The organism is Streptomyces sp. NPDC002476, from assembly GCF_042889785.1.
Classification (GTDB): domain Bacteria; phylum Actinomycetota; class Actinomycetes; order Streptomycetales; family Streptomycetaceae; genus Streptomyces.
Genome location: NZ_JBIARH010000038.1, coordinates 42,777 through 68,480 on the forward strand (window position 1 = coordinate 42,777; position 25,704 = coordinate 68,480).

General features: G+C 72.4%; 20 protein-coding genes, 4 pseudogenes and 1 riboswitch. Of the genes and pseudogenes, 7 read left to right on the top strand and 17 right to left on the bottom strand.

Annotation, left to right across the window (positions count from 1 at the left end):
* Positions 1-265: 265 nt before the first annotated feature.
* Positions 266-1,438 carry an acyl-CoA dehydrogenase family protein gene (locus tag ACFYXM_RS30255; RefSeq protein ID WP_389294131.1) on the bottom strand — a complete coding sequence of 391 codons (1,173 nt, stop codon included), beginning with the start codon at positions 1,436-1,438 and terminating at the stop codon, positions 266-268.
* 362 nt (positions 1,439-1,800) lie between these two features.
* Between ACFYXM_RS30255 and ACFYXM_RS30260 the strand changes: the two are divergent.
* Both ACFYXM_RS30260 and ACFYXM_RS30265 read left to right on the top strand, forming a co-directional pair.
* Positions 1,801-2,148, top strand: a pseudogene (locus ACFYXM_RS30260) (chitinase); the annotation flags it as partial.
* A 329-nt stretch (positions 2,149-2,477) separates the two neighbouring features.
* A pseudogene (locus ACFYXM_RS30265) lies at positions 2,478-2,579 on the top strand (VOC family protein); the annotation flags it as partial.
* Positions 2,580-2,824: 245 nt separating this feature from the next.
* On the opposite strand, the gene ACFYXM_RS30270 reads toward ACFYXM_RS30265, so the two are convergent.
* Entirely contained in the window at positions 2,825-4,192 is a 1,368-nt protein-coding gene (locus ACFYXM_RS30270) for a peptidase C39 family protein (protein ID WP_389294132.1), read from the bottom strand.
* 205 nt (positions 4,193-4,397) lie between these two features.
* On the opposite strand from ACFYXM_RS30270, the gene ACFYXM_RS30275 reads away from it, so the two are divergent.
* Positions 4,398-5,006 (top strand): uridine kinase, encoded by a 609-nt coding sequence (locus ACFYXM_RS30275; protein WP_389294134.1) that lies wholly within the window; start codon positions 4,398-4,400, stop codon positions 5,004-5,006.
* Positions 5,007-5,406: 400 nt separating this feature from the next.
* Positions 5,407-7,317: an AAA family ATPase gene (locus tag ACFYXM_RS30280; RefSeq protein ID WP_389294136.1), complete on the top strand. Its 1,911-nt coding sequence runs from the start codon at positions 5,407-5,409 to the stop codon at positions 7,315-7,317.
* A gap of 100 nt (positions 7,318-7,417) precedes the next feature.
* Here ACFYXM_RS30280 and ACFYXM_RS30285 read toward each other — a convergent pair whose 3' ends face one another.
* From ACFYXM_RS30285 to ACFYXM_RS30340, 12 genes and pseudogenes are all read right to left on the bottom strand, one after another.
* The gene (locus ACFYXM_RS30285; protein WP_389294138.1) at positions 7,418-8,515 is read right to left on the bottom strand and encodes a hemolysin family protein; all 1,098 of its coding nucleotides are present in this window, start codon (positions 8,513-8,515) and stop codon (positions 7,418-7,420) included.
* The gene (locus ACFYXM_RS30290) at positions 8,512-9,879 is read right to left on the bottom strand and encodes a hemolysin family protein (protein ID WP_389294140.1); all 1,368 of its coding nucleotides are present in this window, start codon (positions 9,877-9,879) and stop codon (positions 8,512-8,514) included. Before ACFYXM_RS30290 ends, ACFYXM_RS30285 begins: the two co-directional genes overlap by 4 nt.
* 233 nt (positions 9,880-10,112) lie before the next feature.
* Complete coding sequence (locus ACFYXM_RS30295) at positions 10,113-10,577, bottom strand: PH domain-containing protein (RefSeq protein ID WP_389294142.1); 465 nt, start codon at positions 10,575-10,577, stop codon at positions 10,113-10,115.
* 33 nt (positions 10,578-10,610) lie between these two features.
* Positions 10,611-11,459, bottom strand: coding sequence for an ATP phosphoribosyltransferase (hisG, locus tag ACFYXM_RS30300; RefSeq protein ID WP_389294144.1), 849 nt, complete (start codon positions 11,457-11,459; stop codon positions 10,611-10,613).
* An 89-nt stretch (positions 11,460-11,548) separates the two neighbouring features.
* Complete coding sequence (locus ACFYXM_RS30305) at positions 11,549-11,821, bottom strand: phosphoribosyl-ATP diphosphatase (protein ID WP_018524273.1); 273 nt, start codon at positions 11,819-11,821, stop codon at positions 11,549-11,551.
* A gap of 35 nt (positions 11,822-11,856) precedes the next feature.
* A complete protein-coding gene (gene ribH / locus ACFYXM_RS30310; protein WP_073790303.1) occupies positions 11,857-12,342 on the bottom strand; it encodes a 6,7-dimethyl-8-ribityllumazine synthase in 486 nt (161 codons plus the stop codon).
* A gap of 58 nt (positions 12,343-12,400) precedes the next feature.
* Positions 12,401-13,699, bottom strand: coding sequence for a bifunctional 3,4-dihydroxy-2-butanone-4-phosphate synthase/GTP cyclohydrolase II (locus tag ACFYXM_RS30315; protein WP_389294146.1), 1,299 nt, complete (start codon positions 13,697-13,699; stop codon positions 12,401-12,403).
* The gene (locus ACFYXM_RS30320; RefSeq protein WP_389294148.1) at positions 13,696-14,340 is read right to left on the bottom strand and encodes a nicotinamide riboside transporter PnuC; all 645 of its coding nucleotides are present in this window, start codon (positions 14,338-14,340) and stop codon (positions 13,696-13,698) included. The genes ACFYXM_RS30315 and ACFYXM_RS30320 overlap by 4 nt, the downstream gene beginning before the upstream one ends.
* Positions 14,337-14,954: a riboflavin synthase gene (locus ACFYXM_RS30325; protein ID WP_389294150.1), complete on the bottom strand. Its 618-nt coding sequence runs from the start codon at positions 14,952-14,954 to the stop codon at positions 14,337-14,339. The genes ACFYXM_RS30320 and ACFYXM_RS30325 overlap by 4 nt, the downstream gene beginning before the upstream one ends.
* Positions 14,955-16,055 carry a bifunctional diaminohydroxyphosphoribosylaminopyrimidine deaminase/5-amino-6-(5-phosphoribosylamino)uracil reductase RibD gene (gene ribD / locus ACFYXM_RS30330; protein ID WP_389294151.1) on the bottom strand — a complete coding sequence of 367 codons (1,101 nt, stop codon included), beginning with the start codon at positions 16,053-16,055 and terminating at the stop codon, positions 14,955-14,957.
* A 156-nt stretch (positions 16,056-16,211) separates the two neighbouring features.
* A riboswitch (FMN riboswitch) is annotated at positions 16,212-16,342 on the bottom strand.
* A gap of 169 nt (positions 16,343-16,511) precedes the next feature.
* Positions 16,512-16,667, bottom strand: a pseudogene (locus tag ACFYXM_RS30335) (ROK family protein); the annotation flags it as partial.
* A 344-nt stretch (positions 16,668-17,011) separates the two neighbouring features.
* A pseudogene (locus ACFYXM_RS30340) lies at positions 17,012-17,137 on the bottom strand (helix-turn-helix domain-containing protein); the annotation flags it as partial.
* Between the two features lie 254 nt (positions 17,138-17,391).
* On the opposite strand from ACFYXM_RS30340, the gene ACFYXM_RS30345 reads away from it, so the two are divergent.
* Entirely contained in the window at positions 17,392-18,678 is a 1,287-nt protein-coding gene (locus tag ACFYXM_RS30345; RefSeq protein ID WP_389294153.1) for an MFS transporter, read from the top strand.
* Positions 18,679-18,966: 288 nt separating this feature from the next.
* Entirely contained in the window at positions 18,967-20,358 is a 1,392-nt protein-coding gene (locus tag ACFYXM_RS30350; protein WP_389294155.1) for a uracil-xanthine permease family protein, read from the top strand.
* 440 nt (positions 20,359-20,798) lie between these two features.
* Here the strand turns inward: ACFYXM_RS30350 and ACFYXM_RS30355 are convergent, their stop codons facing one another.
* Positions 20,799-22,382 carry an FAD-dependent monooxygenase gene (locus tag ACFYXM_RS30355; RefSeq protein ID WP_389294157.1) on the bottom strand — a complete coding sequence of 528 codons (1,584 nt, stop codon included), beginning with the start codon at positions 22,380-22,382 and terminating at the stop codon, positions 20,799-20,801.
* Between the two features lie 122 nt (positions 22,383-22,504).
* Between ACFYXM_RS30355 and ACFYXM_RS30360 the strand changes: the two genes are divergently transcribed.
* On the top strand, positions 22,505-23,047 hold the full coding sequence (locus tag ACFYXM_RS30360; RefSeq protein ID WP_389294158.1) for a CGNR zinc finger domain-containing protein: 543 nt from the start codon (positions 22,505-22,507) through the stop codon (positions 23,045-23,047).
* Positions 23,048-23,150: 103 nt separating this feature from the next.
* Here ACFYXM_RS30360 and ACFYXM_RS30365 read toward each other — a convergent pair whose 3' ends face one another.
* Both ACFYXM_RS30365 and ACFYXM_RS30370 read right to left on the bottom strand, forming a co-directional pair.
* Entirely contained in the window at positions 23,151-24,083 is a 933-nt protein-coding gene (locus ACFYXM_RS30365; RefSeq protein ID WP_389294160.1) for a GNAT family N-acetyltransferase, read from the bottom strand.
* Positions 24,080-25,704 (bottom strand): peptidase C14 (locus tag ACFYXM_RS30370; RefSeq protein WP_389294162.1); only part of this gene is annotated, 1,625 nt, incomplete at its 5' end. The genes ACFYXM_RS30370 and ACFYXM_RS30365, both read right to left, overlap by 4 nt.

A 25,704-nucleotide genomic window follows, 5' to 3' on the forward strand; every position in this document is an offset into this window, starting at 1 on the left:
CCTCGCCGTTGGCCGGGCATGACCCCGCCGCACACAACGGCCGGTACCGGTCGTCGCCGTCTCACCGTCCCCGCCTCCGAGGAATCGGTTCCGCAGCCCGGTGCGCGGCCGGCGTCCCGGACGCCGCCGCACTCGGCCGATCCGCCCATCTTCCGGGCCCTGCTACGTCATTGGGAGCGGCACGGGCGGACCCTGCCGGGCCATCGGGACCAGGAGTGGAACCGGATCATGACGACGCCCGTGTGGCCGCAGCGCCCGCCTCGGCTCAGCGGGTCTCGGGACCCGCGAGATGGCGGGCGATGACCATCCGCTGGATCTGGTTGGTGCCCTCGACGATCTGGAGCACCTTGGCCTCGCGCATCAGCCGCTCCACGGGGAAGTCGGCGGTGTAGCCGTAGCCGCCGAGGACCTGGACCGCGTCGGTGGTGACCTGCATCGCCGCGTCCGTGCAGAACAGCTTGGCCATCGCCGCCTGGCGCGAGAACGGCTTGCCCTCGTCGCGCAGCCGGGCCGCCTCCAGATACAGCGCCCGGCCCGCCTCGATGCGGGTGGCCATGTCGGCGAGCATGAAGCGCAGGCCCTGGAAGTCCGCGATGGGGCGGCCGAACTGCCGGCGCCCGGTGGCGTAGGAGACGGCCTCGGTCAGGGCCGCCTGTGCGACACCGATCGCGCAGGCGGCGATGCCCAGGCGTCCGGAGTCCAGCGCGGACAGGGCGATCGCGAAGCCCTGGCCCTCGTCGCCGATGCGGCGCGCGTCGGGGATCCGTACGCCGTCGAAGTTCAGCTGGGCGGTGGGCGAGCCCTTCATGCCCATCTTCTTCTCCGGCGCGGCGGCGTTCAGCCCCTCGGCGTCGCCGGGCACCAGGAAGGCGGTGATGCCGCGGGCCCCCTCGCCGCCGGTGCGCGCCAGGACCGTGTAGAAGTCCGCGATCCCGCCGTGGGTGATCCACGCCTTGGTGCCGGTGACGACCCAGTCGTCGCCGTCCCGCACGGCCTTGGTGCGCAGCGAGGCGGCGTCGGATCCGGAGGCGGGCTCGGAGAGGCAGTAGGCCCCCAGCAGGCCCCCGCCCAGCATCGCCGGGAGGTGCGCGTCTTGCTGCTCCTCGGTGCCGTATCCGGCGAGCGCGTGGCAGGCGAGGGAGTGGACGCTGACGCCGAGGCCGACGGTGAGCCGGGCCGCCGCGAGCTCCTCCAGGACCTGGAGGTAGACCTCGTAGGGCTGGTCGCCGCCGCCGTGGCCGGAGTCGTAGGGCAGTCCGAGCAGTCCGGACTCGGAGAGGAGGGTGAAGACCTCGCGCGGGAACCGGCCCGCTTCCTCCTCCTCGGCCGCCCGCGGCGCGATCTCCCGCTGGGCGATGTCACGGACGAGGGCGAGCAGTTGCCCGGCCTCCTCGGTCGGCAGACGGCGTTCCACCGAGAACGGGGCACGGTCGGACATGATGCGCTCTCCTCCCTGTCGGGCGTGGCGGCGGTCGCGCGCGGGGTGTGGGCGGCACCGCCGGGGGCTTTCGGACAGCGCCCGGAAGAGCACTGCCACCCAACCGATGCCGGCCCCCGGATTACGAGAGCTGCTGGCCAGCGGCTGTGGCGGCTTGAGTATGCCCGATCGGACGATATCCGTCACGGGGTCGGCGGGCGACTCGGCGGCAGCCGGAATGATCAGGGAAATTGGTCCGAACCATTAACCCAACCGGTCTAGTCCCTCTACGGTTTCAGTCGGGCCGGCATTTCCGCGTCCATGCCAAGTTCATGGAAGGGCCGGACTCCCCCACCACGTTCCCTCCCCCACGAGGAGACAAGATGTCCGGACAGCACCGCGCCCGGCCCGCGTACGGGCCTTCACCGCGGCCGCCTGCACCACGGCCCTCGGCGCCGCCCTCCTGGGCGTGACCGGCACCGCCCCCGCCGACGAGCGACAAGGTGGTCGGCTACTTCACCAACTGGGGTGTCTGCCAGCGCAATTACCACGTCAAGAACATCGAGACCTCGGGCTCGGCCGACAAACTCACCCCCATCAACTACGCCTTCGGCAACGTCACCGCAGACAAGTGCGCGATCGGCGACTCGTACGCCGACCACGAGAAGGCGTACCCCGCCGACCGGTCGGTCGACGGGGTCGCCGACACCTGGGACCAGGAGCTGCGCGGCACCAGCGGGACAACTTCTACACCGACGGCAGCAACGGCTGGTACGCCCGGTCCTCCGGCGGCTGGACGGGCGACGGATGCAACGGGAGCTACGACTCCGTCCCTATGTCCGGCGACACGAGCACCGACATGCAGAACCGCGTCAAGTGGTGGTGGAATCCCGGCACCAAGGCCCGTACCTGCCAGATCTCCGTGTACGTCCCGAACAGCGGCAACGTCCTGTACGTGGGCGGGCACCCCACCACGTACCACGTGCTCGTGAACGCCAACGACCGTACGACCAAGTACGACAGCTTCACGATCAACCAGGTGAACCACCGAGGCCAGTGGGTGAACGCGGGCACCTTCGACTGCGCGGAACCTGAGCGCGTCGCTCGTTTTTGGTGCGAGGTGCTGGGGTACGTCGTAGCGCCGTTTCCCTCGGGCCTCTCCCGGTCTCCCGTGCGAGTCGTGGGATCGCGCCATCCGGCGGCCCGGTCCGCCTGAATACGATCCGCACCACATGCGGCACAAGTGGACCACCGTGACCCCGACGAGCGGTCTGCCCATCCGCGAGGTGCCTCGTCGGCCCGGACATCGTTCGATCAAGGTCACGGTGGACCGGTACGGCCACCTCACGCAGGACGGCCAGGAGCGGTGCCGTCAGGTCGTGGAGACGGCCGTGGGACCGTACATGCTCACAGCAGGCCGAGCGAGCGCAGTGCGCGGTGCTGACTCGGTGCTGGCTTAGCAGGCCAGTACAGGTAGCAGACCCCGCCCGTACCGCTCCTGACCTTGCCGTTCGCGTCGTAGCGCTTGGTGCGCAGCCAGATGTTCTCCCATTCGCGGCGCCGGTAGACCCGGCGGACCGCCTCATTGTCCGGAGAGGCCGGGTCGTTGGCGATCACGTCGCCGTCCGCGGTGAACCCGATCACGGTCATCAGATGGCCGGACGTCCCGTATCCGGCGCCGGTCAGTTCCTCCCTGAGGAAGGACTGCGACGTGATGACCGGGATGCCCACCCGGATCAGGGTCTCCACGTCCGTGAGCGAACCGAGCCTGGTCACCGCGGCGCCCATGTCGTCGTAGGTCGCGGCGTAGGCGGCGTTGAACGGCCAGTTGCCGCAGCCCTCGTATTGGTAGTCGTACGTGAACCGGGCGGCGTGGCAGACCTGTGGGTCGGCCAGACCGGGCTCGACCCAGGCGAGATCCTCGGCGGTGGGACGGCGGCCCCAGTACTCGATGATCATCTGCGAGGACGTGGGGCTGCACCACGCCTCGCCGCCGTTGTCGTACTCCGGGTACTGCCCCGCGTGGATGTTCTGCGAGTAGCGCGGCACCGGCAGTTCCCCGACGAGACCGGGAACGCTGGCGGGCACGGTGAAGCGGTCCGGGACGTCGGACGCCATGGTGCCGAGCCGCCACACGGTGGGCGTGCGGCGAGTGCCCGGGGCGCGGTGGAGGGTCAGCCGCATGCGGTGGGCGGCCAGCCGCAGCCCGCTCGCCGGGTCGTCCACCGAGAAGGTGTCGGTCCAGACGGAACTTCTGCCGTCGCCCTGGTCGTCGACGGAGGTCCTGCGGATGTCGCCGTCGCCGGAGGCCCACCGGCCCATCACGTACCACGGGGTCCAGGTGCCGTCCGAGTAGCGGCCCTGGAGCTCGATCTGGATCCAGGTGCCCTCGGGGGTGTGCGCGTTCCAGGAGGCGATCACCTCGGTCGCCGGGACGGCCGACCGGTGGAGCGGCGAGGTCCAGGTCGCGTACTCCCAGGCGGAGGTCCGCCCGCTGTGCGGGTCGGTGTAGTCGGTGCGCCCCTCGGGGCGGCCGATCACCAGACCGGAGCGGCGTCCCGCGACGGCTCGGGTACCGGCGCGGAAGCCGCCGCGCCAGTCGGTGTACGTGTGCCAGGAGTGGTTGTCCACGGAAGAAGCGGCCGCCGAGGGGGCCGAGGCAGCGGTGGACGAAGCGGTGGCGGCGTGCGCGGAGGCGGCGGAAGGCACCGTACCGGCGGCGGCCACCGCGATTGCGGCGGTCAGCACGGTCCTGCGCGAGGTCGGTCTGTTCATGGGCGAGACCCCCGGTCGTGAACTCGTGGGCGGAATGCGGTTGCGGGTGTGCGACAGTGCGCCAACTATCGCGGTTCGCGGCCGGATCCGGCAGGCTTGCGACACCCCGCCGAGCCACCAATATTGGTCTGGACCACTGACATGACCTGCGGCGGGCCGGGGCTCGCCCGGCGAACGCCCCGGACCGGCTCGTAGGCTGGAACCCATGAACGACCTCTCGGCCCCCGCCGCGCGGCTGCGCGCCCTGGCACCGTCCTGCGGACCGGTACGACTGGTCGCCGTGGACGGTCACGCGGGATCGGGGAAGAGCACCTTCGCGACCCGTCTGGCCGCAGCACTCGGTGACGCCCCGGTGCTGCGCCTCGACGACCTGGCCACCCACACGTCCTTGTTCACCTGGACGGACAGGCTGCGGGAGCAGGTGATCGAGCCGCTGTCGCGCGGGGAGCGCGCCCATTACGCGCCGTACGACTGGACCGCCCGGACGTTCGGGGCGCCGCGCGCCCTGGACCCCGCGCCGGTGGTCCTCATCGAGGGCGTCGGCGCGGGGCGCCGCGCGCTGCGCCCGCACCTGGCACGGCTGCTGTGGATGGACCTGCCCGCCGCGGAGTCCTGGGCGCGGGGCCGGCGCCGGGACGGGCCCGCACTGTCCGCCTTCTGGGACGGGTGGACGGCCGCCGAGGAGGGGCACTTCTCGGCCGATCCCTCGCGCCCCCACGCGGACACGCTGATACGGCAGTTGCCGGTGGGCTACGCGTGGGCGGAGGGCCCTCGCCCGGCGGCGGGGGGCGAGCCACTGAGTCACGGACGGTGAGCAGGGCACCCCCGTATCAACTGCTGAGAAATCGGCCCGGATGGCCCCAACTCGGCTTGACCGGAGGGCGGTACAGGTCTTACGTTCTCAATGTGCGGCTTTTCGAAGCCCTCACAGACACGAAGCCCCCGGTTGTTCCCCCGTGATCGGGGGCTTCGTTCTGCTCACGCGCACCCTCTCCCCCACGGCCCCGCGCACTCCGTTCACCCTCGGTCACGGCCTCCCTTCGGCACGCGGCGCCGCCCCACCTATGCGCGCGACCTCTTATTCGAGTACTCCCCGCGCAGGTACGATGCCTCTCGGTGCGGTCAATTCCCGCTCGCGGCACAGTGGTTCGGCGCGCCTCGGCGGGCGGGTCGCGCTGCGGGACATCCTGGGGGCACGGTTTGTGGGGGACCAGATGGACATCGGCACACAGGGCGCACAGACCCCCGCCGACCTGGCCTGGCTGCGCGGCGTGGACGCCTACACGATGGGCGCCTATCCCCAGGCCGAGGAGGAGTTCAGAGCGGCGGTGCGCAGCGACCCCGGCATGGCGGACGGCTGGCTGGGGCTCCACGCGCTGAGGGTCGACACCACGACGGCGCTGCTGCGCATGTACCGGCACCGTGAACGCTTCGGCGAGCAGCGCACCCGCCATCGGCGCACCCTCAATTCGTGGTACTGGCTGGGCTGGTGGGTGCAGCCGGTGCTGGAGAGCCCGCGCGACCTGCTCCTCGCGCACGCCTCGCACTGGCTGGACGGACGGCACGTCGCCGAACTGGACCGCGCCCTGGCCGACCTGCCGCCGGTGGACACGGATCCGCAGGTGCGCTTCCTTCACGCCTGCCGCGCCTACCTGGTCAAGGACTGGGACCAGCTCGTGCGCCACACCGAACAGCTGATCGACGACCCGGTGCTCGGCATCGAGGCGGGGCTGTTCGGCGGGATGGCGCGGGTGCGGCTGGAGATGTACGGACAGGCCGAGCCGCTGCTCGCCACCGCGCTGATGCGCTGCCGCAGCGAGCAGCCGCAGCGCAAGGAGCTGCGCTACTGGCTGGCCCGGGCGCACGAGGGAACGGGCCGCAGCGCCGCCGCCCTGCCGCTGTACCGGGCGGTGCACCGGATCGACCCGGCGTTCATGGACACCTCGGCCCGGCTCGCCGCCATCGCGGACTACGACGGTCTCGACGGCCCGGACGAGGCGGCCGGCATCACCGCGGTGTCCCTGGCCGGGCCGGGCACGGACACCGCGGCCGACCCCCAGCCGGACCCGGACGCGGTACCCGGCAGCGGCCTGGTGGACGCCCGGGAGCCGTGGCCGGGCGACGACGTCCCCGGGCTCGGCGGTCTCGGGGTGCCCCCGCCGTCCGGCGGGGCGCGGCACCGGGCCCCGGTGTCCGGATCGGCGTCGTTCCCCTTCCCGGCCGGTCCCAGCGACCCGGTGCTGCTCGCCGAGGCGCTGGCCCAGCTGGAGCGGATGGTCGGCCTGGACCCCGTCAAACGCCAGGTGAATGCGTTGTCCGCGCAGCTGAACATGGCGCGGCTGCGGGCGGGCCAGGGGCTGCCGGTGCAGCCGCCGAAGCGCCATTTCGTCTTCTCGGGCCCGTCCGGCACCGGCAAGACCACGGTGGCCCGCATCCTGGGCCGGGTCTTCTACGCGCTCGGCCTGCTCGGCGGCGACCATCTGGTCGAGGCCCAACGGGCGGACCTGGTCGGCGAGTTCCTCGGGCAGACCGCGGTCAAGGCGAACGAGCTGATCGACTCGGCCCTGGGCGGGGTGCTCTTCGTCGACGAGGCGTACAGCCTCTCGAACACCGGCTACAGCAAGGGGGACGCCTACGGCGACGAGGCCCTCCAGGTCCTCCTGAAGCGGGCCGAGGACAACCGGGACCATCTCGTCGTCATCCTCGCGGGCTATCCGGAGGGCATGGACCGTCTGCTGGCCGCCAATCCGGGGCTCTCCTCGCGTTTCACCACCCGGGTGGACTTCCCCAGCTACCGGCCCGCCGAGCTCACCTCGATCGGTGAGGTACTGGCCGCGGAGAACGGCGACGTGTGGGACGAGGAGGCGCTGGAGGAGCTGCGCTCGATCAGCACGCACGTGGTGGGTCAGGGCTGGATCGACGAACTGGGCAACGGGCGGTTCCTGCGCACCCTGTACGAGAAGAGCTGTGCCTACCGCGATCTGCGGCTCTCCGCGTACCCGACGGCGCCGGGCCGGGACGATCTGGCGACGCTGCGGCTGCCCGATCTGATGCAGGCGTACGGCGAGGTGCTGTCCGGCCGGGGGCCGGTGGAGCGGGGGCCGCAGGAGCCGCCGACGCCGTGAGGACGCCCGGCTGACGAGCCGGGCACCGGAGGCCCCGCGGACCGGAGAGGCCGGAGAGGCCGGGACGACCGGCCCCTCCGGCGTTCGCGGGCGGGTCCGGTCAGCGGACCGACGCGGTGAGTTCGCCGTAACCGGTCGTGGTCTCCGCCGCCCGGCGCGGCACCGAGATCCGGTGGGCCGGGTCGCGCACCTCACCGACCAGCATCTCCAGCACGTCCTCCATGGCGACGAGGCCGAGGACCCGACCGGAGGCGTCGGCGACCTGGGCCAGATGCGTCGCGGCGCGCCGCATCACGGTCAGCGCGTCGTCGAGGGGCAGCTCGGCCCGTACGGTCGCCATCGGGCGCCAGATGTGCTGGGGGACGGCCCGGTCGACGTCCTCCAGGTCCAGCACGTCCTTGACGTGCAGATAGCCCATGAACGCGCCGCCGCCCTCCGCGCACACGGGGAAGCGCGAGAAGCCGGTCCGCACGGTCAGCTCCTCGATCCGGCGCGGGGTGACGGACGGGTCCACCATGACCAGGGACGCCCGCTTCAGCAGCACATCGGTGACGGGCCTGCGGCCGAGCTCCAGTGCGTCCCCCAGCCGCTCCTGTGCCTCGGGCTCCAGGAGACCGGCCTGACCGGAGTCCTCGACCAGCCGGTTGAGCTGTTCGCTGGTGAAGACCGCCTCGATCTCGTCCTTCGGTTCGACGCCGAAGATCCGCAGCACCAGCCGGGAGCAGGCGCCCAGCGCCGAGGTGACCGGGCGGCATAGGCGGGCGAAGCCCACGAGACCGGGGCTGAACCACAGCGCGGTCTTCTCCGGTGCCGCCATGGCGAGGTTCTTCGGGACCATCTCGCCGATGACGAGGTGGAGAAAGACCACGGAGGCGAGGGCCAGGACGTAGCCGAGCGGGTGGACGAGTCCCTCGGGGAGCCGGACCGCCTCGAAGACCGGCTCCAGCAGACGGGCGACGGTCGGTTCGGCGACGGCGCCGAGGGTCAGGGAGCAGACGGTGATGCCGAACTGGGCGGCGGCCATCATCTGCGGAAGATTCTCCAGGCCGTACAGCACCTGACGGGCGCGGCCCGAACCGGCCGCGGCGAGGGGTTCGATCTGGCTGCGCCGTACGGAGACGAGGGCGAACTCGGCGCCCACGAAGAAGCCGTTCGCCAGCACGAGGAGACCGGCGAACAGCAGGGGGACCAGGCTCATCGCGCGGCCTCCAGGACCGGCCGGTCCACCGGGGCGCCGTCGGGGCCGACGGGATCCGCCAAGCGCACGAAGCGGACCTTCTCGGCACGGTAGTGGCCGACCTGGCGGACAGAGATCCGCCAGCCGGGCAGTTCGGCGCGGTCGCCGGGGGCCGGGATGCGCCCCAGCAGGTCGGCGACGAGTCCGGCGACGGTCTCGTAGGGGCCGTCGGGCACGTCGAGGCCTATCCGGCGCAGGGTCAGGACCCGGCAGCTGCCCTCGGCGTCCCAGGCGGGGCGGCCGTCCTCGGGCACGGCGGGGGCCAGCTCGGGCCGGTCGGCGCCCTCGGCATCGTGCTCGTCCCTGACCTCGCCGACGAGCTCCTCGATGATGTCCTCCAGGGTGACGACCCCGGCGGTGCCGCCGTACTCGTCGACCACGACGGCTATCGGCTGCTCCTTGCGGAGCCGCTGGAGCAGCTGCTCGACGGGCAGGGTCACGGGGACCAGCAGCGGCGGGACGGCGATCCGGCCGGCCGGGGTGCGCAGCCGCTCCTGGGCGGGAACGGCGAGGGCGTCCTTGAGGTGGACCATGCCGACGACCTCGTCGATGCGCTCCCGGTACACCGGGAAGCGGGACAGGCCGGTGGCCCTGGTCAGGTTGAGGACGTCCTGGGCGGTCGCCGACGTCTGGAGGGCGCTGACCCTGACCCGCGGGGTCATGACGTGCTGCGCGGTGAGTCCGGCGAGCGACAGGGTCCGTACGAACAGGTCGGCGGTGTCCTGTTCGAGGGTGCCGGCCTCGGCGGAGTGACGGGCCAGGGAGACCAGTTCGCCGGGGGTGCGGGCGGAGGCCAGCTCGTCGGTGGGTTCGACGCCCAGAAGGCGTACCAGCCGGTTGGCGACCGTGTTCAGCAGACTGATCACCGGCCGGAACGCGGCGGAGAAGCGATGCTGGGGGCCGGCGACGAACCGGGCGACCTGGAGCGGCCGGGAGACCGCCCAGTTCTTGGGCACGAGTTCGCCGATCACCATCTGGACGGCGGAGGCGAGCAGCATCCCGGTCACCACACCGATGCCGGACACGGCGCCCTCGGGCAGGCCCATCGCGGTGAGGGGGCCGTCCAGCAGCTGGGCCAGGGCCGGTTCGGCAAGCATGCCCACGACCAGTGAGGTGATGGTGATGCCGAGCTGGGTGCCGGAGAGCTGGAAGGAGAGTTCGCGCAGGGCCCGGACGACGGAGCGGGCCCGTCGGTCGCCCTCGGCCGCGGCGCGCTCGGCGTCCGGCCGCTCCACCGTGACGAGCCCGAATTCGGCCGCCACGAAGAAGCCGTTGGCGAGGATGAGCAGGAATGCCGCGCTCAGAAGCAGCAGGGGGATGGTCATGCCGCCGCCTCCTGGGAGGGGGCGGCGCAGGTACTACCGGACGATCCGTCCATTGCTGGAAGGAGTCACTCCTCGGGTCGCAGGAAAAGCCCCGCCGGTCTCGGGGACCGTTCGTGCGGGGCGGGGCGCACCGGGGCGCCGCCTCTCCAGAGTAACGACCCGGGGGCCGATCGCGAGCCCCGCTCCCGATCGGCCCCCGGGTCGTCGTCGGGAACGGCCCCTGCCGGGAGGGATCAGCCGTTGTCCGTACCGGTACCGGTGCCGTGCCGCTCGGCGAGGGCGCGGAGCGCGCGGGCGTCCCGGATGGCCTGCTGCCGGCCGATCCCCGGCTGGATGCCGAGCGCGGGCATGCTGGTCCCGTCGCTCAGGTCCAGGAAGACCCAGGGGTCGCCGGGGCGGAGGTTGACGCGGAGGATCTCCGGCCAGGACAGCCGGCGCGTCCGGGTGAGGTTGACCACGGTCACACCGCTCGCGTCCGCGACGACCTTCGGGCGGCTGAGGAGCGCGAGCACGCCGAAGAACAGCAGCGCAGTGAAGACGAAGCTGGAACGCTCCCCCGGGCTCATCTGTTCGAGGGTCAGGGCGACGACGGTGATGACGACGAACATCGCCGCCCCCACGGTCAGCAGGACCACCCGGGTGCGGGTCGGCCGGAAGGTGACCGGGAGTGCGGGGAGTTCGGACACGGGGGCGGACATGGCGTTCTGCGTCTCCGGGTGGTGGCCCGGCCGTCAGAGGCGGCAGGCGTGGATGGCGGTGGTGAGGATGGCACGGGCGCCGAGGGCGTACAGGTCGTCCATGATCCGCTGGGCCTCGCGGGCGGCGACCATGGAGCGGACGGCGACCCAGCCCTCGTGGTGGAGCGGGGAGATGGTCGGCGACTCCAGGCCCGGGGTGAGGGCGACCGCGCGCTCCAGGTGCTCGACGCGGCAGTCGTAGTCCATCATCACGTAGCTGCGGGCGACCAGGACGCCCTGGAGGCGGCGGAGGAACTGCTGGACCTTGGGGTCGTCGGCCGGGGCTCCGGTGCGGCGGATGACGACGGCCTCCGACGTCATGATCGGCTCGCCGATCACTTCGAGTCCGGCGTTGCGCAGGCTGGTGCCGGTCTCCACGACGTCGGCGACGACCTGGGCGACTCCGAGCTCGATGGCGGTCTCGACCGCGCCGTCGAGGTGGACGACGGAGGCGTTGACGCCGATGTCGGCGAGGTGCTTGGCGACGATGCCCTCGTAGGAGGTGGCGACCGTCTTGCCGTCGAAGTCCTGCGGGCCCTCGGCGATGCCGGGCTTGGTGGCGTAGCGGAAGGTGGAGCGGGCGAAGCCGAGCTGGAGGATCTCCTCGGCGTCGGCGCCCGAGTCCAGCAGCAGGTCGCGGCCGGTGATACCGATGTCGAGACGGCCGGAGCTGACATAGATCGCGATGTCGCGGGGCCGCAGGTAGAAGAACTCGACCTGGTTCTCGGGGTCGACGAGGACGAGTTCCTTGGACTCCTTGCGCTGCTGGTAGCCGGCCTCATGGAGCATCGCCATCGCAGGCCCGGAGAGTGATCCCTTGTTGGGGACGGCGATGCGCAGCATGAGGTCTGGTTTCCTTTGCGAGGAGGGGTCTTGTCCGGAGTATGCGGATGTGCGGGATGCGGGGGTGCGGGGCGGTGCCCCGCTCGTGCTCAGAGGTGGGCGTAGACGTCGTCGAGGGAGATCCCGCGGGCGACCATCATCACCTGCACGTGGTACAGGAGCTGGGAGATCTCCTCGGCGGCGGCGTCCTTGCTCTCGTGCTCGGCGGCCATCCAGACCTCGGCGGCCTCCTCGACGACCTTCTTGCCGATGGCATGGACGCCCTTGTCCACCAGCTCGGCGGTGCGGGAGGTGGAGGGGTCGCCGTTGGCGGCCTTGAGCTGGAGCTCGGCGAAGAGCTCTTCAAAGGTTTTGTTCGCCATGATGGTCCTTAGCCTACGGGGTCCGACCCCCTCGATCAGCGCCAGGGCTCGCTGACGGTGCGCAGTGTGGTGGCGGTGGCGACGGCCGCGGTGACCGCTTCGTGCCCCTTGTCCTCGTTGGATCCCTCCAGTCCGGCCCGGTCGAGCGCCTGTTCCTCGGTGTCGCAGGTGAGCACGCCGAAGCCGACCGGGACGCCGGTGTCGACGGCCACCTGGGTGAGGCCGTGGGTGACGCCCTGGGACACGTACTCGAAGTGGGGGGTCCCGCCGCGGATGATCACGCCCAGGGCGACGACCGCGTCGTAGCCGCGCCCGGCGAGGACCTTGGCGACCACGGGGAGCTCGAAGCTGCCGGGGACCCGGAGCAGGGTCGGTTCGTCGATGCCCAGCTCGTGCAGGGCGCGCAGGGCACCGTCGACGAGTCCGTCCATGACCTTCTCGTGCCACTGCGCGGCGACGACCGCCACGCGCAGGTCACCGCAGTTGCGTACGGTCAGTTCGGGTGCGCCCTTGCCGCTCATGTTCTCTCCTGCCGGTCGTTCGGTGTGCTGGTCGTTGCGGTGGTGCTGTTCGTTGCGGTCACTGGTTGGCGCAGGTCGACGCCGTGGCGGCGTCGAGCCAGGGCAGGTCGTGCCCCATGCGGTCGCGCTTGGTGCGCAGATAGCGCAGGTTGTGCTCACCGGCCTTGACGGGCATCGGCTCTCGGCCGGTGACGGTCAGGCCGTGCCGCAGGATCGCGGCCGTCTTGTCGGGGTTGTTGGTCATCAGCCGCAGGCTGCGGACGCCGAGGTCCTTGAGGATCTGGGCTCCGGCGGCGTAGTCGCGGGCGTCGGCGGGCAGGCCGAGTTCCAGGTTGGCGTCGAGGGTGTCGATGCCGCGTTCCTGGAGTTCGTAGGCGCGCAGCTTGGACAGCAGGCCGATGCCCCGGCCCTCGTGGCCGCGCAGGTAGACGACGACGCCGCGGCCCTCCTCGGTGATGCGGCGCATGGAGGCGTGCAGCTGGGGTCCGCAGTCGCAGCGCTGCGACTGGAAGATGTCGCCGGTCAGGCACTCGGAGTGGACGCGGACGAGGACGTCGTCGCCGTCCCCCAGGTCGCCGTGGACGAGGGCGACGTGCTCGACGCCGTCGGCCGTGGAGCGGTAGCCGTACGCGGTGAACGGGCCGAAGCCGGTCGGCAGCCGTACCTCGGCCTCGCGGCGCACGGTCGGCTCCGAGGTGCGGCGATAGGCGATCAGGTCCTCGATGGAGATGATCGTCAGGCCGTGCTTGCGGGCGAACGGGACCAGCTGCGGCAGGCGCAGCATCGTGCCGTCCTCGGCGGCGATCTCGACGATGGCCCCGGCGGGGCGCAGTCCGGCGAGCCGGGCGAGGTCGACGGCGGCCTCGGTGTGGCCGTTGCGGACCAGGACGCCGCCGGAGCGGGCGCGGAGCGGGAAGACGTGGCCGGGCCGCACGAAGTCGCCGGGGCCCGCCTCGCCGGAGGCGAGCATGCGCAGCGTGGTGGCCCGGTCGGCGGCACAGATGCCGGTGGTCACGCCGTGGGCGGCCGAGGCGTCGACGGAGACGGTGAACGCGGTGCGCATCGACTCGGTGTTGTGGTCGACCATCTGCGGCAGGGCGAGCCGTTCCAGCTCGGCGTGTTCCATGGGGGCGCAGATCAGGCCGCGGCACTCGCTCATCATGAAAGCGACGATCTCGGGGGTGGCCTTCTCGGCGGCGACGACGAGGTCGCCCTCGTTCTCGCGGTCCTCGTCGTCGACGACCACGACGGGGCGTCCGGCGGCGATGTCGCGGATGGCCTGCTCGACGGGGTCGAGCGCGAGATCCTCGGTCGCGCTCTCGTCCTCCCGGTGCAGCCAGGCGGGCTGGGCGGTCATGCCGTCGCTCCTTCCAGGGCGGGGGTACGGGAACGCAGCCACCAGTCGCGCATGCCCCACAGGACCAGGGCGCCGTACACGACGTAGATGAGGCCGGAGAAGGCGAGGCCGCTGTGGAAGTTCAGCGGGACACCGACCAGGTCGACCAGGAGCCAGGCGAACCAGAATTCGACCATGCCCCGGGCCTGGGCGAACATCGCCACGAGCGTGCCGGCGAAGATGTACGCGTCCGCCCACGGACTCCAGGACAGCGAAGGGAAGGCGGTGAACAGGCCGCCGACCACGAGCGTGCCGAGTGCCGCCCCGCCCAGCAGCAGACCGCGCTCGCGCCAGGTGGCGAACCGGACGGCGATCGAGCCGTCCTGCGCCCGCCGCCTGCCGCGGTTCCACTGCTGCCAGCCCCAGACCGCCACGGCGATGACGACGACCTGTTTGCCGACGCTGCCGGCCTGGTGCACGGAGACGTTGGCGGCCACCAGCACGACACCGGACAGGAGCTGGGCGGGCCAGGTCCAGACGGACCGGAGCCAGCCCAGGGCCAGCGCGAGCAGTCCGACCGTGTTGCCGATCAGGTCGGACCAGATGATGTGCTGGCCGAAGGCGGTGAACGCCTCCGAGTTCAGCCAGTTCAGCGCGGTCACTTCACCGGCTCCTCGGGCTCGGACGCGGTGGCGGCGAGCAGCCGCTCGACGTACTTCGCGATGACGTCCACCTCCAGGTTGACCGGGTCGCCCGGCTCCTTGATGCCGAGCGTGGTCAGGGCGAGGGTGGTGGGGATGAGGCTGATGGTGAAGTAGTCGGATCCGGCGTCCACGACGGTCAGGCTGACGCCGTCGACGGTGATCGATCCCTTCTCCACCACGTAGCGCGTCAGGTGGGCGGGAAGGGAGATCTTCACGATGTCCCAGTGCTCGGACGCCTTCCGCTCGACGATGCGACCGGTGCCGTCGACATGGCCCTGGACGATGTGGCCGCCGAGCCTGCCGCCGACCGCCATGGGGCGTTCCAGGTTGACCCGGGAGCCCGCCTCCAGGGCGCCGAGAGCGGACCGGTTCAGGGTCTCGGCCATCACGTCGGCGGTGAACTCGCCGTCGCCGAGGTCGACGACGGTGAGGCAGACGCCGTTGACGGCGATGGAGTCGCCGTGCTTGGCGCCCTCGGTGACCAGCGGACCGCGCAGTCGGAAGCGGGAGGCGTCGCCGAGCTTCTCGACGGCGGTGACCTCACCCAGTTCTTCGACGATTCCGGTGAACATTCAGTCTTCCTTCCGGGCGGCTCGGGGGACGGCGGTGACGCGCAGATCGGGACCGATGCGGACGGCCTCGGTCACATCGAGGCGCAACGCCTCTGAGATGGTGGGGATTCCGGCGTCGGCGAGGGCCGCGGGGCCGGCGCCGAGGAGAACGGGGGCGAGATAGCCGACGACCTTGTCGACGGCTCCCGCGGCGACGAAGGCCCCGGCCAGGGTCGGGCCGCCTTCGAGGAGCACGGAGCGGACGCCGCGCGCGTGCAGGGCGTCGAGCAGGGCGGGAACGGCGAGGCCGGGGCCGGTGGCGGCACGCGGCAGCCGCAGCACGGCCTCCTCGGGGAGGTGGCGGGCGTCGGCGTCCTCGGCGACGGCGACGAGGGTGGGCGCGGCGTCGTCGAGGACGCGGGCGCCGGGGCGCACGGCGGTGGCGCCGGTGTCCACGACCACCCGCAGGGGCTGTACGGCGCCCTCGACGCCCCGCACCGCGAGATGGGGGTCGTCGGTGCGGGCGGTTCCGGAGCCGACCACGACCGCGTCGGCCTCGGCGCGCAACCGGTGGACGTCGGCGCGGGACCCGGGCGAGGTGATCCACCGGCTGGTGCCGTCGGCGGCGGCGATCCGGCCGTCGAGGGTCGCCGCGTACTTCCACAGGACGTACGGGCGGCCGAGGCGCATCGAGGTCAGCCAGGCCGCGTTGCCCGCCTCGGCCTCGTCCGCGAGCAGTCCCCGCCCGACCGCGACCCCGGCCGCGCGCAGGGTGTCGGCGCCGCCGGTGGCCTGTGGGGTCGGGTCGGCGACCGCGTAGACGACGCGGCCGATCCCGGCCTCGACGAGCGCCCGGGCGCAGGGGCCGGTGCGGCCGGTGTGGTTGCAGGGTTCGAGGGTGACGTAGGCGGTGCCGCCCCGGGCCCGGTCGCCCGCGGCGCGCAGGGCGTGGACCTCGGCATGTGGTCCGCCGGCACGCCGGTGGTATCCCTCGCCGGCGGGGCGGCCCTCCGCGTCGAGGACGACGCAGCCGACGACGGGGTTGGGGCTGGTGGAGCCGAGACCGCGGGCCGCGAGCGAGATCGCGCGGCGCATGGCGGTGGTGTCGGCTGCGGTGTCCACCGGGTCCTCCTGCCTCTTCGGGCACGGACTCCGGGGTCTGTCGACGACGACAGAAGAAGCGGGAACGCGAAAGCGGGACGCCGAATGCCGAGAACACGGACGGCTCGGTTGCCCGAGGACCGTCCGCCGACGGCGGCGTACCCGTGATACGGCCCGCCGCGCACTGCCTCCCATCCGGACTTTAACCGTCGGTCCAGGAATTTCACCTGGTCAACCGGCCGCTGGCTGCGGACGGGTCGCGGACTGTAACCGCCGGTTCGGAATTGCACCGACCCCGGAGTGCGCTGCTACTGGTACAGGGTCAGTGTGCCACGCCGGGATATCGGCCATGCGGGTGAGCGCTGTGGAGTGGCTCACAGGACCGTGCAGGGCCGGGCCCCGCCGCCACGGGCGACCGAGCCGTCACACACCCCCGAGAACCCAAAGGTCCAGACCTATCGAGCGCCGAGGCGACCGGGCGGAACCCACCAGCGAGTGGAAGCCGCCGTCGCAGCTGACGGCCGACGGGACGCCGACCGCGCCGGGCACCGGCAGGAAGCCGATCTCGCCCGCGCCGCCGGAGGCCCCGTGCCGGAGCTTCCCGTCCAGCACGACGGCGGCGCCCACGCCGTGCGGAAAGTGGTGATGCGGGGATTGGCGATCTTCTCCCCGGTGGAGAGGGTCAGCAGGTGGTCCAGGCCGACATCGATGCCCACGGCGTCGCCGCCTGCGGGGAGCGGCTGGACGCCGGGGTCCTCGCACTCGGCGGACCTGCGGGGCTTCTTCTTCGACTTGAAGCGCGGGTACTTCGCCCGCTTGCGGAAGAAGTTGGTGAACGCCGTCCGCAAGTGCCGAAGGCACTGCTGGAGCGGCACGGAGGAGGCATGGTTGAGGAACGCCAGTTCCTCGGTCTTCTTCCACGCCGTCAGCATCGCCGAGGTGGCGTCGCAGTTGACCCGCTCCTGCCGCACCCAAGCCTCCGTGCGGGCCGTGAGCGCCATGTTGCAGACCTTGCGCACGCATCCGAACGTGCGCGACAGCTCCGCCGCCTGCGCATCGGCCGGAAAGAAGCGGTACTTGAACGCCCGCTTCACGCGATTCACAGCACCCCCACAAACTGACAGAGCAACAACTGAAGACCGAACCAACGGGTCAGCGCCCCAAGGCGGCCTCGCCGCCCGCCGTGGAGCGGGCGCGTCAAAGGCGTCAGGACACAAGTGGCCTCGGAACCGATCTGTTCGCGCGTCAGAGCACGGACTTTCGACCTGGGGGGCGAACTCCCGCTCCCTGCCCCGCTCCGCGGGGGTTTCATTTCCTCCCGCCGGCTGGAGCCGGGGGTATCCACGAAGGAGATCCGATGACGACGGATTCCACAGGGACGGCCGGTTCCACCGGGACGGCCGGGTCCTCGGGGGCGGCAGGTCCGACGGGGACGGCCCCCGGTACGGAACGGGTGAAGCGGGCCAGGATCGCCATCGCCGCCGTCTTCGCCGTGCACGGCGCGGTGACCGGCAGTTTCGCCACCCGGGTCCCGTGGATCCAGGAGCATGCCGGCGTCAGCGCCGGACAGCTCGGTCTCGCCCTCGCCTTTCCCGCGATCGGCGCCTCGCTCGCCATGCCGCTGGCGAGCGCGATCAGCCATCGGTTCGGCGCCAGGGCCGCGCTGCGCGGACTGCTGGCCCTGTGGACGCTGGCCCTGATCCTGCCGTCGCTGGCCCCCGGCCTGCTGACGCTGTGCGCGGCGCTGCTGGTGTACGGGGCCTCGGCCGGCATGTCGGACGTGGCGATGAACGCCCTCGGGGTCGAGGTGGAGAACCGTCTGGGCAAGTCGATCATGTCCGGGCTGCACGGACTGTGGAGCGTGGGGGCCCTGACCGGTTCGGCGGCGGGCACCGTGGCCGCGCACCTGGGCACCGACGCCCGGCTGCACCACGCCGTCGCCGCGCTCGTCCTCACCGTGCTCGGGCTGTTCGCCTGCCAGGGGGTGCTGGACCTGCGCAACGCGCCGGACGAGGAGCCCCCGCCGCGCTTCACGCTGCCGCCGAAGTCCGCTCTGATCATCGGGGCGGTGGGGTTCTGCGCGGTGTTCGCGGAGGGGGCCGCCCTGGACTGGTCGGCGGTGTACCTGCGGGACGTCATGGACACCTCCGCCGGGCTCGCCGCCGCGTCCACCACGGCGTTCGCGCTCACCATGGCGGTGGCACGGATCGCCGGCGACAAGGTCGTCGACCGTTTCGGGGCGGTCCGGACCGTCCGGGTGAGCGGCGCCCTCGCCACGGTCGGCGGGGTGCTCGTGGTCACGTCGCCGAGTGCGGTGGCGGCCATGTGCGGCTTCGGGCTGCTGGGTCTCGGGGTCGCGGTCGTGGTCCCGCTGGCGTTCGCGGCGGCCGGGCGCAGTGGCCCGAACCCGAGCCAGGCGATCGCGGGCGTGGCCACCGTCACGTACACCTCGGGGCTGATCGCGCCGTCCGCGATCGGCTCTCTGGCCGAGGCGACCTCTCTGGTCGTGTCGTTCGGCCTGGTCACGGTGCTGACGTTCGGTCTGGTGGTGGGTGCCGGGGTGCTGCGGGCGGGCGACCGCGGGACGGTTCGGGCCGGCGGCGCCGAGGCTCCGGAGACGGCGGCGGCCGAGCCGCGTCCGTGAGCCGTCCGCCCCGGACGCGGCACGGTCCGGCTTCCGGCCGAGCGACGGCGCTTCGACGACGGGACCTCGCGGCGGTTCGACGGCGGGGCCCGAGGGTGCGGCGGCGCCGGGCACGGCCCGCGGACGGGACCGCCCGGATGCGTCCGCGGGCCGCGGCGCAGGTCACAGCGGTACGCCCCGGAAACGAACCGCCGTGATCCGGCATTACCATGGCGCTGTTTCGATTCTGCGGATGTGCGCCATGCCGGGCGAGGTACTGGGCTCCGCACCTACACACAGGGAGCGACCATGAGCCTCGGCGTGCGCTGGACCTTGCACGGCGACGGGAGAACGCCCGCGCCGGGGGCCGTGGTCCGGCCGGACGAACGGCTCTCCTGGCCCCGTACGTTCGGGCTCGGCGCCCAGCACGTGGTCGCGATGTTCGGCGCGTCCTTCGTCGCCCCGGTGCTCATGGGTCTCGACCCGAACCTGGCGATCATGATGTCGGGTGTCGCGACCGCCATCTTCCTGCTGGCCACGCGCGGCCGGGTGCCCAGCTACCTCGGCTGCTCGCTCTCCTTCGTCGGCGTCGCGGCGACGATCCGGGCGAGCGGCGGCAGCAGCGCCGTGGTCACCGGCGCGGTCTTCGTGGTCGGCGTGGCCCTCTTCCTCGTGGGCCTCGCGGTGCAGCGGTTCGGCGCGCGGATCATCCACGCCGCGATGCCGCCGGTGGTCACCGGCGCCGTGGTCATGCTCATCGGCTTCAACCTGGCGCCGGTGACCGCGTCGACGTACTGGCCCCAGGACCAGTGGACGGCGCTGCTGGTGATGCTGTTCACCGGGCTGGCCGTGGTGTGTCTGCGCGGCTTCCTGTCCCGGATCGCGATCTTCCTGGGCCTGGTCTTCGGGTACGTGCTGTCCTGGGGCCTCGACCGGGTCTTCGGCAAGATCCACTCCCCCGTGGGCGGCGCCGAGGCCGTCGACCACTGGCGGCTCGACCTGTCGGGCGTCTCCAAGGCCGACTGGATCGGCCTCCCGTCCGTCCACGCGCCGAGCTTCGAGTGGTCGGCGATCCTGGTCGCCCTGCCGGTGGTCATCGCGCTCATCGCCGAGAACGCCGGGCACGTGAAGGCCGTCGGCGAGATGACGGGGTCCTCGCTGGACGACAAGCTGGGCACCGCGATCGCCGCCGACGGCGCCGCGTCGATGCTGTCGACGGCGGTGGGCGGCCCGCCGAACACCACGTACTCGGAGAACATCGGCGTCATGGCGGCGACCCGGGTCTACTCGACCGCCGCGTACTGGGCGGCCGCCTGCTTCGCCCTGCTGTTCGGCCTCTGCCCCAAGTTCGGCGCGGTCGTCGCCGCCATCCCCGGCGGTGTGCTCGGCGGTATCACCGTCATCCTGTACGGCATGATCGGCCTGCTCGGTGCCCAGATCTGGCTGCATGCCAAGGTCGATCTGCGCAATCCGCTGAACCTGGTCCCGGCCGCGGCGGGCATCATCATCGGCGTCGGCGGGGTCAGCCTGAAGATCACCGACAACTTCGAGCTCAGCGGCATCGCCCTGGGCACGATCGTGGTCATCACCGGCTACCACGTGCTGCGGGCCTTCGCCCCGGCCCATCTCAAGACGCAGGAACCCCTCCTGGACTCGGGCACGTCGGCGTACGACGAGGCGGGCGCGAAGGAGAAGTCCTAGTGCCGTGACCGGCACTAGTGCCGCATCAGGCAACGTTTGCCCCGTCGCGACATCGGGCACGCACTCTCGCTGCACCAGCCGAAAGCCCAAGTACGTCCAGTACAAGGACTTCCGGCCGGCACACCGAGAGCACGCGCCCCACGCCGCTCCTTGACGGGCAAACGTTGCCTGCCGCGGCACTGGGGCGTGTTTCGAAAGTCCCGTTCGGCCTGCGACGCCTGGCACGGCGCCTCGCCCCGTCGTCGGGATCGTCCACGTACGCCCAGTACGTGGACGACCCTCCGCCTTGCGACGCACCGCACCGGACGCCGCGGGCCCCGCCCTTCGGGCGGACGACGCTACTTTCGAAACACGCCCTGGAACTCCTGGGTACCTTCCGGACGGCCACCGTCCGGAACCGCCCCCGGTCCGGCCCGCCTCGGCCGGACCGGGGGCGGTTCTCATGTGACGGACAGGACGCGGCGCAGGACCTCGGCGAGGGCGCCGCGGGAGAAGCCGGAGGCGCGCCAGGCGACATGCCCGTCGGGGCGTACGAGGAGGGCATCGTCCGGCCCCGTGGCCCCGCCGGTCCGCGCCCACCCGCCGGGGACGGCCTCTCGCCGCGCGCCGTCGCACAGCGCGCGGGCCTCGACCGGGATCCCCGCCCCGCGCAGGGTGTCGGCCTCCCGGCGCCGGTCCGGGCTGTCCGTCCCCGTGAGGAGGGTGAAGCCGGGGCCGACGAGGTCGAGGGTGGAGGTGGTGTCCGGGGAACCGCCGACGAGACGCACGTGCGGCAGGCGCTTTCCGGGGGCGCAGTCGGGGTGGAGGCCCGTGGCGTCGAGCGCGGTGCGACCGCCCGCCCCGGTGCCGGGGTCGGGGACGACCGCGGTGGAGCGGTAGTCGGCGGTCAGGAGGAGTTCGTCGTCGATGCGGTATCCGGCGCGGTCACGGGCGTTGGCGGTGGAGATGTCGATGACCCGGCGGGCGACCGGCCGGCGTTCGGCCCCGTAGGTGTCGAGCAGGGCGTCGCCGGCGTGTCCGGCGACGACGGCCGCGAGCTTCCAGGCGAGGTTGTCCGCGTCCCCGATGCCGGTGTTCATCCCGTGCCCGCCCGTCGGGGGGATCGCGTGGGCCGCGTCGCCGACGAGGAGCACGCGCGAGACGCGGTAGGCGGCGGCGAGCCGCGCGTCCATCCGCCAGGTCATCGTGTCCCGCACGGTCACGTCCAGGTCCGGGACACCGGCGGCGGTACGGACGAGCCCCGCCAGGTGCCCGGGATCGGAGAGGCCGTCCGACCGCTCCGCCCCCGGTTCCAGGGGATACTGGTAGATCCACTCCCGGTCGTTGTCGACGGCCATGAAGCCCCCGCGCCCCGGCACCGTGAGGAAGTAGGAGGCGCTCGCCCGGTCGGCCACGACCTCGCCCAGGGGCGCCTCGAAGCGGACGCTGAGGTACCGCCCCAGACCGGTGGGGCCCTCCATCGCGATCCCCGCCTCGCGGCGCACGGTGCTCGCGGCACCGTCGCAGCCGACGACCCAGCCCGCGCGCACGGAGTGCCGGGCCCCGGTCGTGGTGTCCTCGACGACGGCGTCCACCCCGCGGCCGTCGTCGGCCAGCGACAGCAGCCGCGTGGCGAACCGGACGCGCGAGCCGGCCAGGTCGCGGGCGTGCCGCAGCAACAGGGGCTCCAGGACGTCCTGGGAGCAGATCAGGCCCGGTGAAGGGGTGTGCTCGTGCTCGTCCTCGGCGGTCCGGTGCGCCGGGCCGGTACGGACGAAGTCCGGATCCACGAGGTCGCGACCGCGGTAGAAGAACACCTGGGACGGGGGAAGACCGGCCTCGCGGACGGCGGGCTCCAGGCCCATCCGCCGGAAGATCTCCATGGAACGGGCCGCCAGACCGCGCGCCTTCGGATGGGTGGAGGTGCCCGCACGGGCCTCGACCAGCAGGTGGTCGACCCCGTGACCGGACAGCAGGGCCGACACGGTCAGGCCGACCGGGCCACCCCCGACGACCAGTACGGACACGTTCGACGGAACGGACATGACCCTCCGCATGTGCGCGACCTTTCTCCGTACGACCGGCCGACCAGGTAACGTCTAATTTCGTTTTTGACGTTACCATGGGACGTCCGACGGCACGCAGCGAGGGAAACGAAGGAGAGGCGATGAGCGGCGGCATCCCCAGCGACGACAATCCACGGGGTCTGTACTTCCTGGCCGACCTGGTCAACACGGTCGTGGAGGGCGCCCCGGCGGACGCGGCCGCGCTGCGGGGCGTACTGGAGCGGCATGGCGGACCGCCCCTCGCGCTCACCGAGGACACCGCCCGCGAGCTGTGCGACGCCACCGCGCCGCTGATCCGGATCCTGGACCTGGACGACGTGGACGAGGCGGCCGAGGCCATCAACTCGCTGCTCGACCGCCACCCCGCCCGGCCCCGTCTGGTCCGCCTGCCCGGACGCCCGTGGTCGCTCCACGCCCGGGCGCCCCACGACGCGGCCCCGGCCCACTGGCTCCTGTCCACCACCGCCCTCGCCCTCGCGCTCTGGCTCGGCGAGCGCGGGTACTGCGCCTGGGGGCGGTGCGCGGCGCCCGGATGCCGGCGCTATTTCATCGACACCGGCCGCCGCTCGCCGCAGCGCTACTGCTCATCGCGGTGCGGCACCCGCGTGCGCGTCGCCGCGCACCGCGACCGGCGCGAGCGGTGAGCGGGCCCGGTCGGCCCCTCCGGCCCGTGGCACCGCGACGGCCCAGGACAACGCAACGGCAGAGGGCGCCGCGACACGGCGGCGCCCCGTGCGTGGGTGGTCCTCAGAAGCAGTCGCCGAACCAGTGGACCGCGCCCGGCGCGGTGACGGTGGCCCGCACCGACTCCTCGGCGGCGTGCAGCGGGCGCGCCATGCCCACGTGTTCCGTCACCCTCCGGACGTCCGCCAGCAGGGCCGGCAGGGCCGCCCGGAGCACCGGCCCGTCGGGAAGCCGGATCCTGGCCCGGTCCAGCCCGGCGGCCCGGCCCCGTTCGCCGACGGCGGCGAGCAGCGCGCCCAGGCACCCGGGCGCGCCCGCGAACTCGTGGACGTCCACGCGCTCCGTCTCGTGACGGGCCACGATCCAGCCGACGACCTGCCCCGAACCGGGGTCCTCCGCCACGAGCGAGCCTTCGAGCGGGCCGTACCAGGCAGGCACCCTCACTGCCCAGTCGTGCGGGGTCCGCACCGCGCTGAGCGGCCGGGTCGAGTTGTACGCGTCGTGCAGGGCGGCCACCGCCGGGGCGTCCCGTTCGGCGGCGGCGCGGATCCGGAAGGTCCCGGGATCCGGCGAGGGCGCGAGCGTCCCCTCGGTGTACGCACTGGCGAACTCCCGCCACCCGGAGCCCCGGTAGACGCCCGGTGTCCCGGTGAACAGCAGGGACCAGTCGCACCCCTCGGCCGTCATGACGCGTTCCGCCGCCACCAGCAGCCGCCGCACCAGCCCCTGCCCGCGGGCCTCGGGGCGGGTGGCGACGCTGCCGATGCCGCCCACCCGCCGCGGCACGCCGTGCGCGTCGCGGATCCGCCTCGGCACGTAGACCACGACGGCGTCGATCCCGCCGTCCGGGTCGTTCTGCGCGACGAAGGTGTGCCGGTGGCGGTCGGGGTCGAGGGCGTGCAGGCGGGGAAGGTGCGGGGCGTCGAAGCAGCGCTCCCACAGGGCGGCCAGCGCCGGTTCGTCTGCCGGGGTCGTGGTGCGGACGTGGGCGGTCACAGGATCACGTTCCCGTCCGTGTGCGTCGCGTCGCCGTTCGCGGGCATCGCGGTGCGTTTCGTGCCGTCCTCCACGCAGGCGGTGTGCAGGGCGGAGACCAGGGCGTCCGGGGCCAGGTGGAGGGTGCCGCCGGTGAAGCGGACGCCGGTCGCCGCGTAGTGGTTGGCGCCGTCGGCTATGCGCACATGGGCGGTGCCGGATCCGGAGGCGGCGCCGGCGAACCCGTTGAGGTCCCAGGTCACGGTGCCCGGTCCGGACGCCCGGCCGAGCAGTGCCCGCGCCTTGTTGGTGCCGCTGAACCGGGCGCCGCCGGTGACGCCGATCCGCTGGTCGCGCACGGCACTGAGCTCGATGCCGGTGTTCTCGTACCGGCCGCCGTCGATGTGCAGCGCGGCGGAGCCGACCGAGAGCGGGGCGGCGTCCTCGGCACCGGTGACGGTGCAGTCGGTGAAGTGGACGGGACCGGCACCGCGCAGGATCGCGCCGTCGACCCCCTTGAAGACGCAGCGCACGAAGTGGACGGGCGCGGTGACCGGGGTCTGGACGAGGACGGCGCCCGCGGGCGGCTCGAAGGAGCAGTCGCTGACGGTGGTGGGCCGGGTGGAGCGGGCGGAGCGCTGGGCGACGGCGAAGGTCCTGGCGGTGCAGCCGCGCACCTGCGCGCCGTCGGCGTTCACGGTGAGGGTGCCCGCCTGGTCGAAGGTGGGGCGGGCGATCACGGTGACGTCCTCGAGGGTCAGGTCGGTGATCTTGGTGTTGGCGGTGAACCAGGAGCAGACGTGCCGGCGCACCGTGATCCGCTTGGCGGAGATCCCCCATTGGGCCCCGGAGTTGGCGATGTCCATCAGGCCCGAGTTGCCGTCGAAGAGCAGGTCGTGCTCGTACTGGCCGTGGGTGGTGAACGGGTTGCCGCCCGCGTCGTCGCCGTCGCCGTGGCAGTTGACGACCGTGCAGTACGCGGACGCGGTGAGGTCGTTGAGGTGGCGCACGTTGCTGGTCGTGCAGTCGGCGATGTGCCCGTAGAGGCAGTAGATCTGCTGGGTGAGGTAGCCCGCGCCGCCGTACTCGACGGTGGGCGGGTTCTTCAGCGAGCAGTTCTCGGTACGGAACCGGGTGCACCAGCGCCGCATGATCACCGGCCAGAAGGTGCCGGTGGCGTGGATCCCGGAGACGTCGCAGCCGACGGCGTACTCGAAGCTGACGGGGTGGGAACCGGTGTACTCGTCGGCACCGGCCCCCTCGAAGACCATGTTGCGGACGTGTGCGTTCCGCACGGGTTCGACCCGGGTCCAGGTGAGTTCGCGGCCCTTCGCCAGCTCCCAGCCGTTCAGGTAGCCGATCCGGACGTGCGTCGCGTCGACGATCTCGGTGATCTCCACGAGCTTCTGCAGCTCGCGCTCGTCACGGCCGCCGCCCGCGACCGGGGCGACCTGGACCGCCCACCACTGGCCGGCCTCGAACGCCTTGGCGTCGGGGACCGGGAAGGTGTCGGTGAGTTCGACGACCGTGCCGGAGAGCGCGTGGCGGACGGTGGTGTCGGTGACGGTGCCGCGGAAGGAGAGGACGGCTCCGAAGGGGTTGTCGTGGGTGTTCTTCTCGATGCCTTCGGTGCGTATGCGGT

Excerpts from the sequence above, each read along its gene's own strand:
- ACFYXM_RS30255 (WP_389294131.1), bottom strand. The coding sequence starts at position 1,438 with ATGTCCGACCGTGCCCCGTTCTCGGTGGAACGCCGTCTGCCGACCGAG.
- ACFYXM_RS30270 (WP_389294132.1), bottom strand. The coding sequence starts at position 4,192 with ATGAACAGACCGACCTCGCGCAGGACCGTGCTGACCGCCGCAATCGCG.
- ACFYXM_RS30275 (WP_389294134.1), top strand. The coding sequence starts at position 4,398 with ATGAACGACCTCTCGGCCCCCGCCGCGCGGCTGCGCGCCCTGGCACCG.
- ACFYXM_RS30280 (WP_389294136.1), top strand. The coding sequence starts at position 5,407 with ATGGACATCGGCACACAGGGCGCACAGACCCCCGCCGACCTGGCCTGG.
- ACFYXM_RS30285 (WP_389294138.1), bottom strand. The coding sequence starts at position 8,515 with ATGAGCCTGGTCCCCCTGCTGTTCGCCGGTCTCCTCGTGCTGGCGAAC.
- ACFYXM_RS30290 (WP_389294140.1), bottom strand. The coding sequence starts at position 9,879 with ATGACCATCCCCCTGCTGCTTCTGAGCGCGGCATTCCTGCTCATCCTC.
- ACFYXM_RS30295 (WP_389294142.1), bottom strand. The coding sequence starts at position 10,577 with ATGTCCGCCCCCGTGTCCGAACTCCCCGCACTCCCGGTCACCTTCCGG.
- hisG (WP_389294144.1), bottom strand. The coding sequence starts at position 11,459 with ATGCTGCGCATCGCCGTCCCCAACAAGGGATCACTCTCCGGGCCTGCG.
- ACFYXM_RS30305 (WP_018524273.1), bottom strand. The coding sequence starts at position 11,821 with ATGGCGAACAAAACCTTTGAAGAGCTCTTCGCCGAGCTCCAGCTCAAG.
- ribH (WP_073790303.1), bottom strand. The coding sequence starts at position 12,342 with ATGAGCGGCAAGGGCGCACCCGAACTGACCGTACGCAACTGCGGTGAC.
- ACFYXM_RS30315 (WP_389294146.1), bottom strand. The coding sequence starts at position 13,699 with ATGACCGCCCAGCCCGCCTGGCTGCACCGGGAGGACGAGAGCGCGACC.
- ACFYXM_RS30325 (WP_389294150.1), bottom strand. The coding sequence starts at position 14,954 with ATGTTCACCGGAATCGTCGAAGAACTGGGTGAGGTCACCGCCGTCGAG.
- ACFYXM_RS30345 (WP_389294153.1), top strand. The coding sequence starts at position 17,392 with ATGACGACGGATTCCACAGGGACGGCCGGTTCCACCGGGACGGCCGGG.
- ACFYXM_RS30350 (WP_389294155.1), top strand. The coding sequence starts at position 18,967 with ATGAGCCTCGGCGTGCGCTGGACCTTGCACGGCGACGGGAGAACGCCC.
- ACFYXM_RS30355 (WP_389294157.1), bottom strand. The coding sequence starts at position 22,382 with ATGTCCGTTCCGTCGAACGTGTCCGTACTGGTCGTCGGGGGTGGCCCG.
- ACFYXM_RS30360 (WP_389294158.1), top strand. The coding sequence starts at position 22,505 with ATGAGCGGCGGCATCCCCAGCGACGACAATCCACGGGGTCTGTACTTC.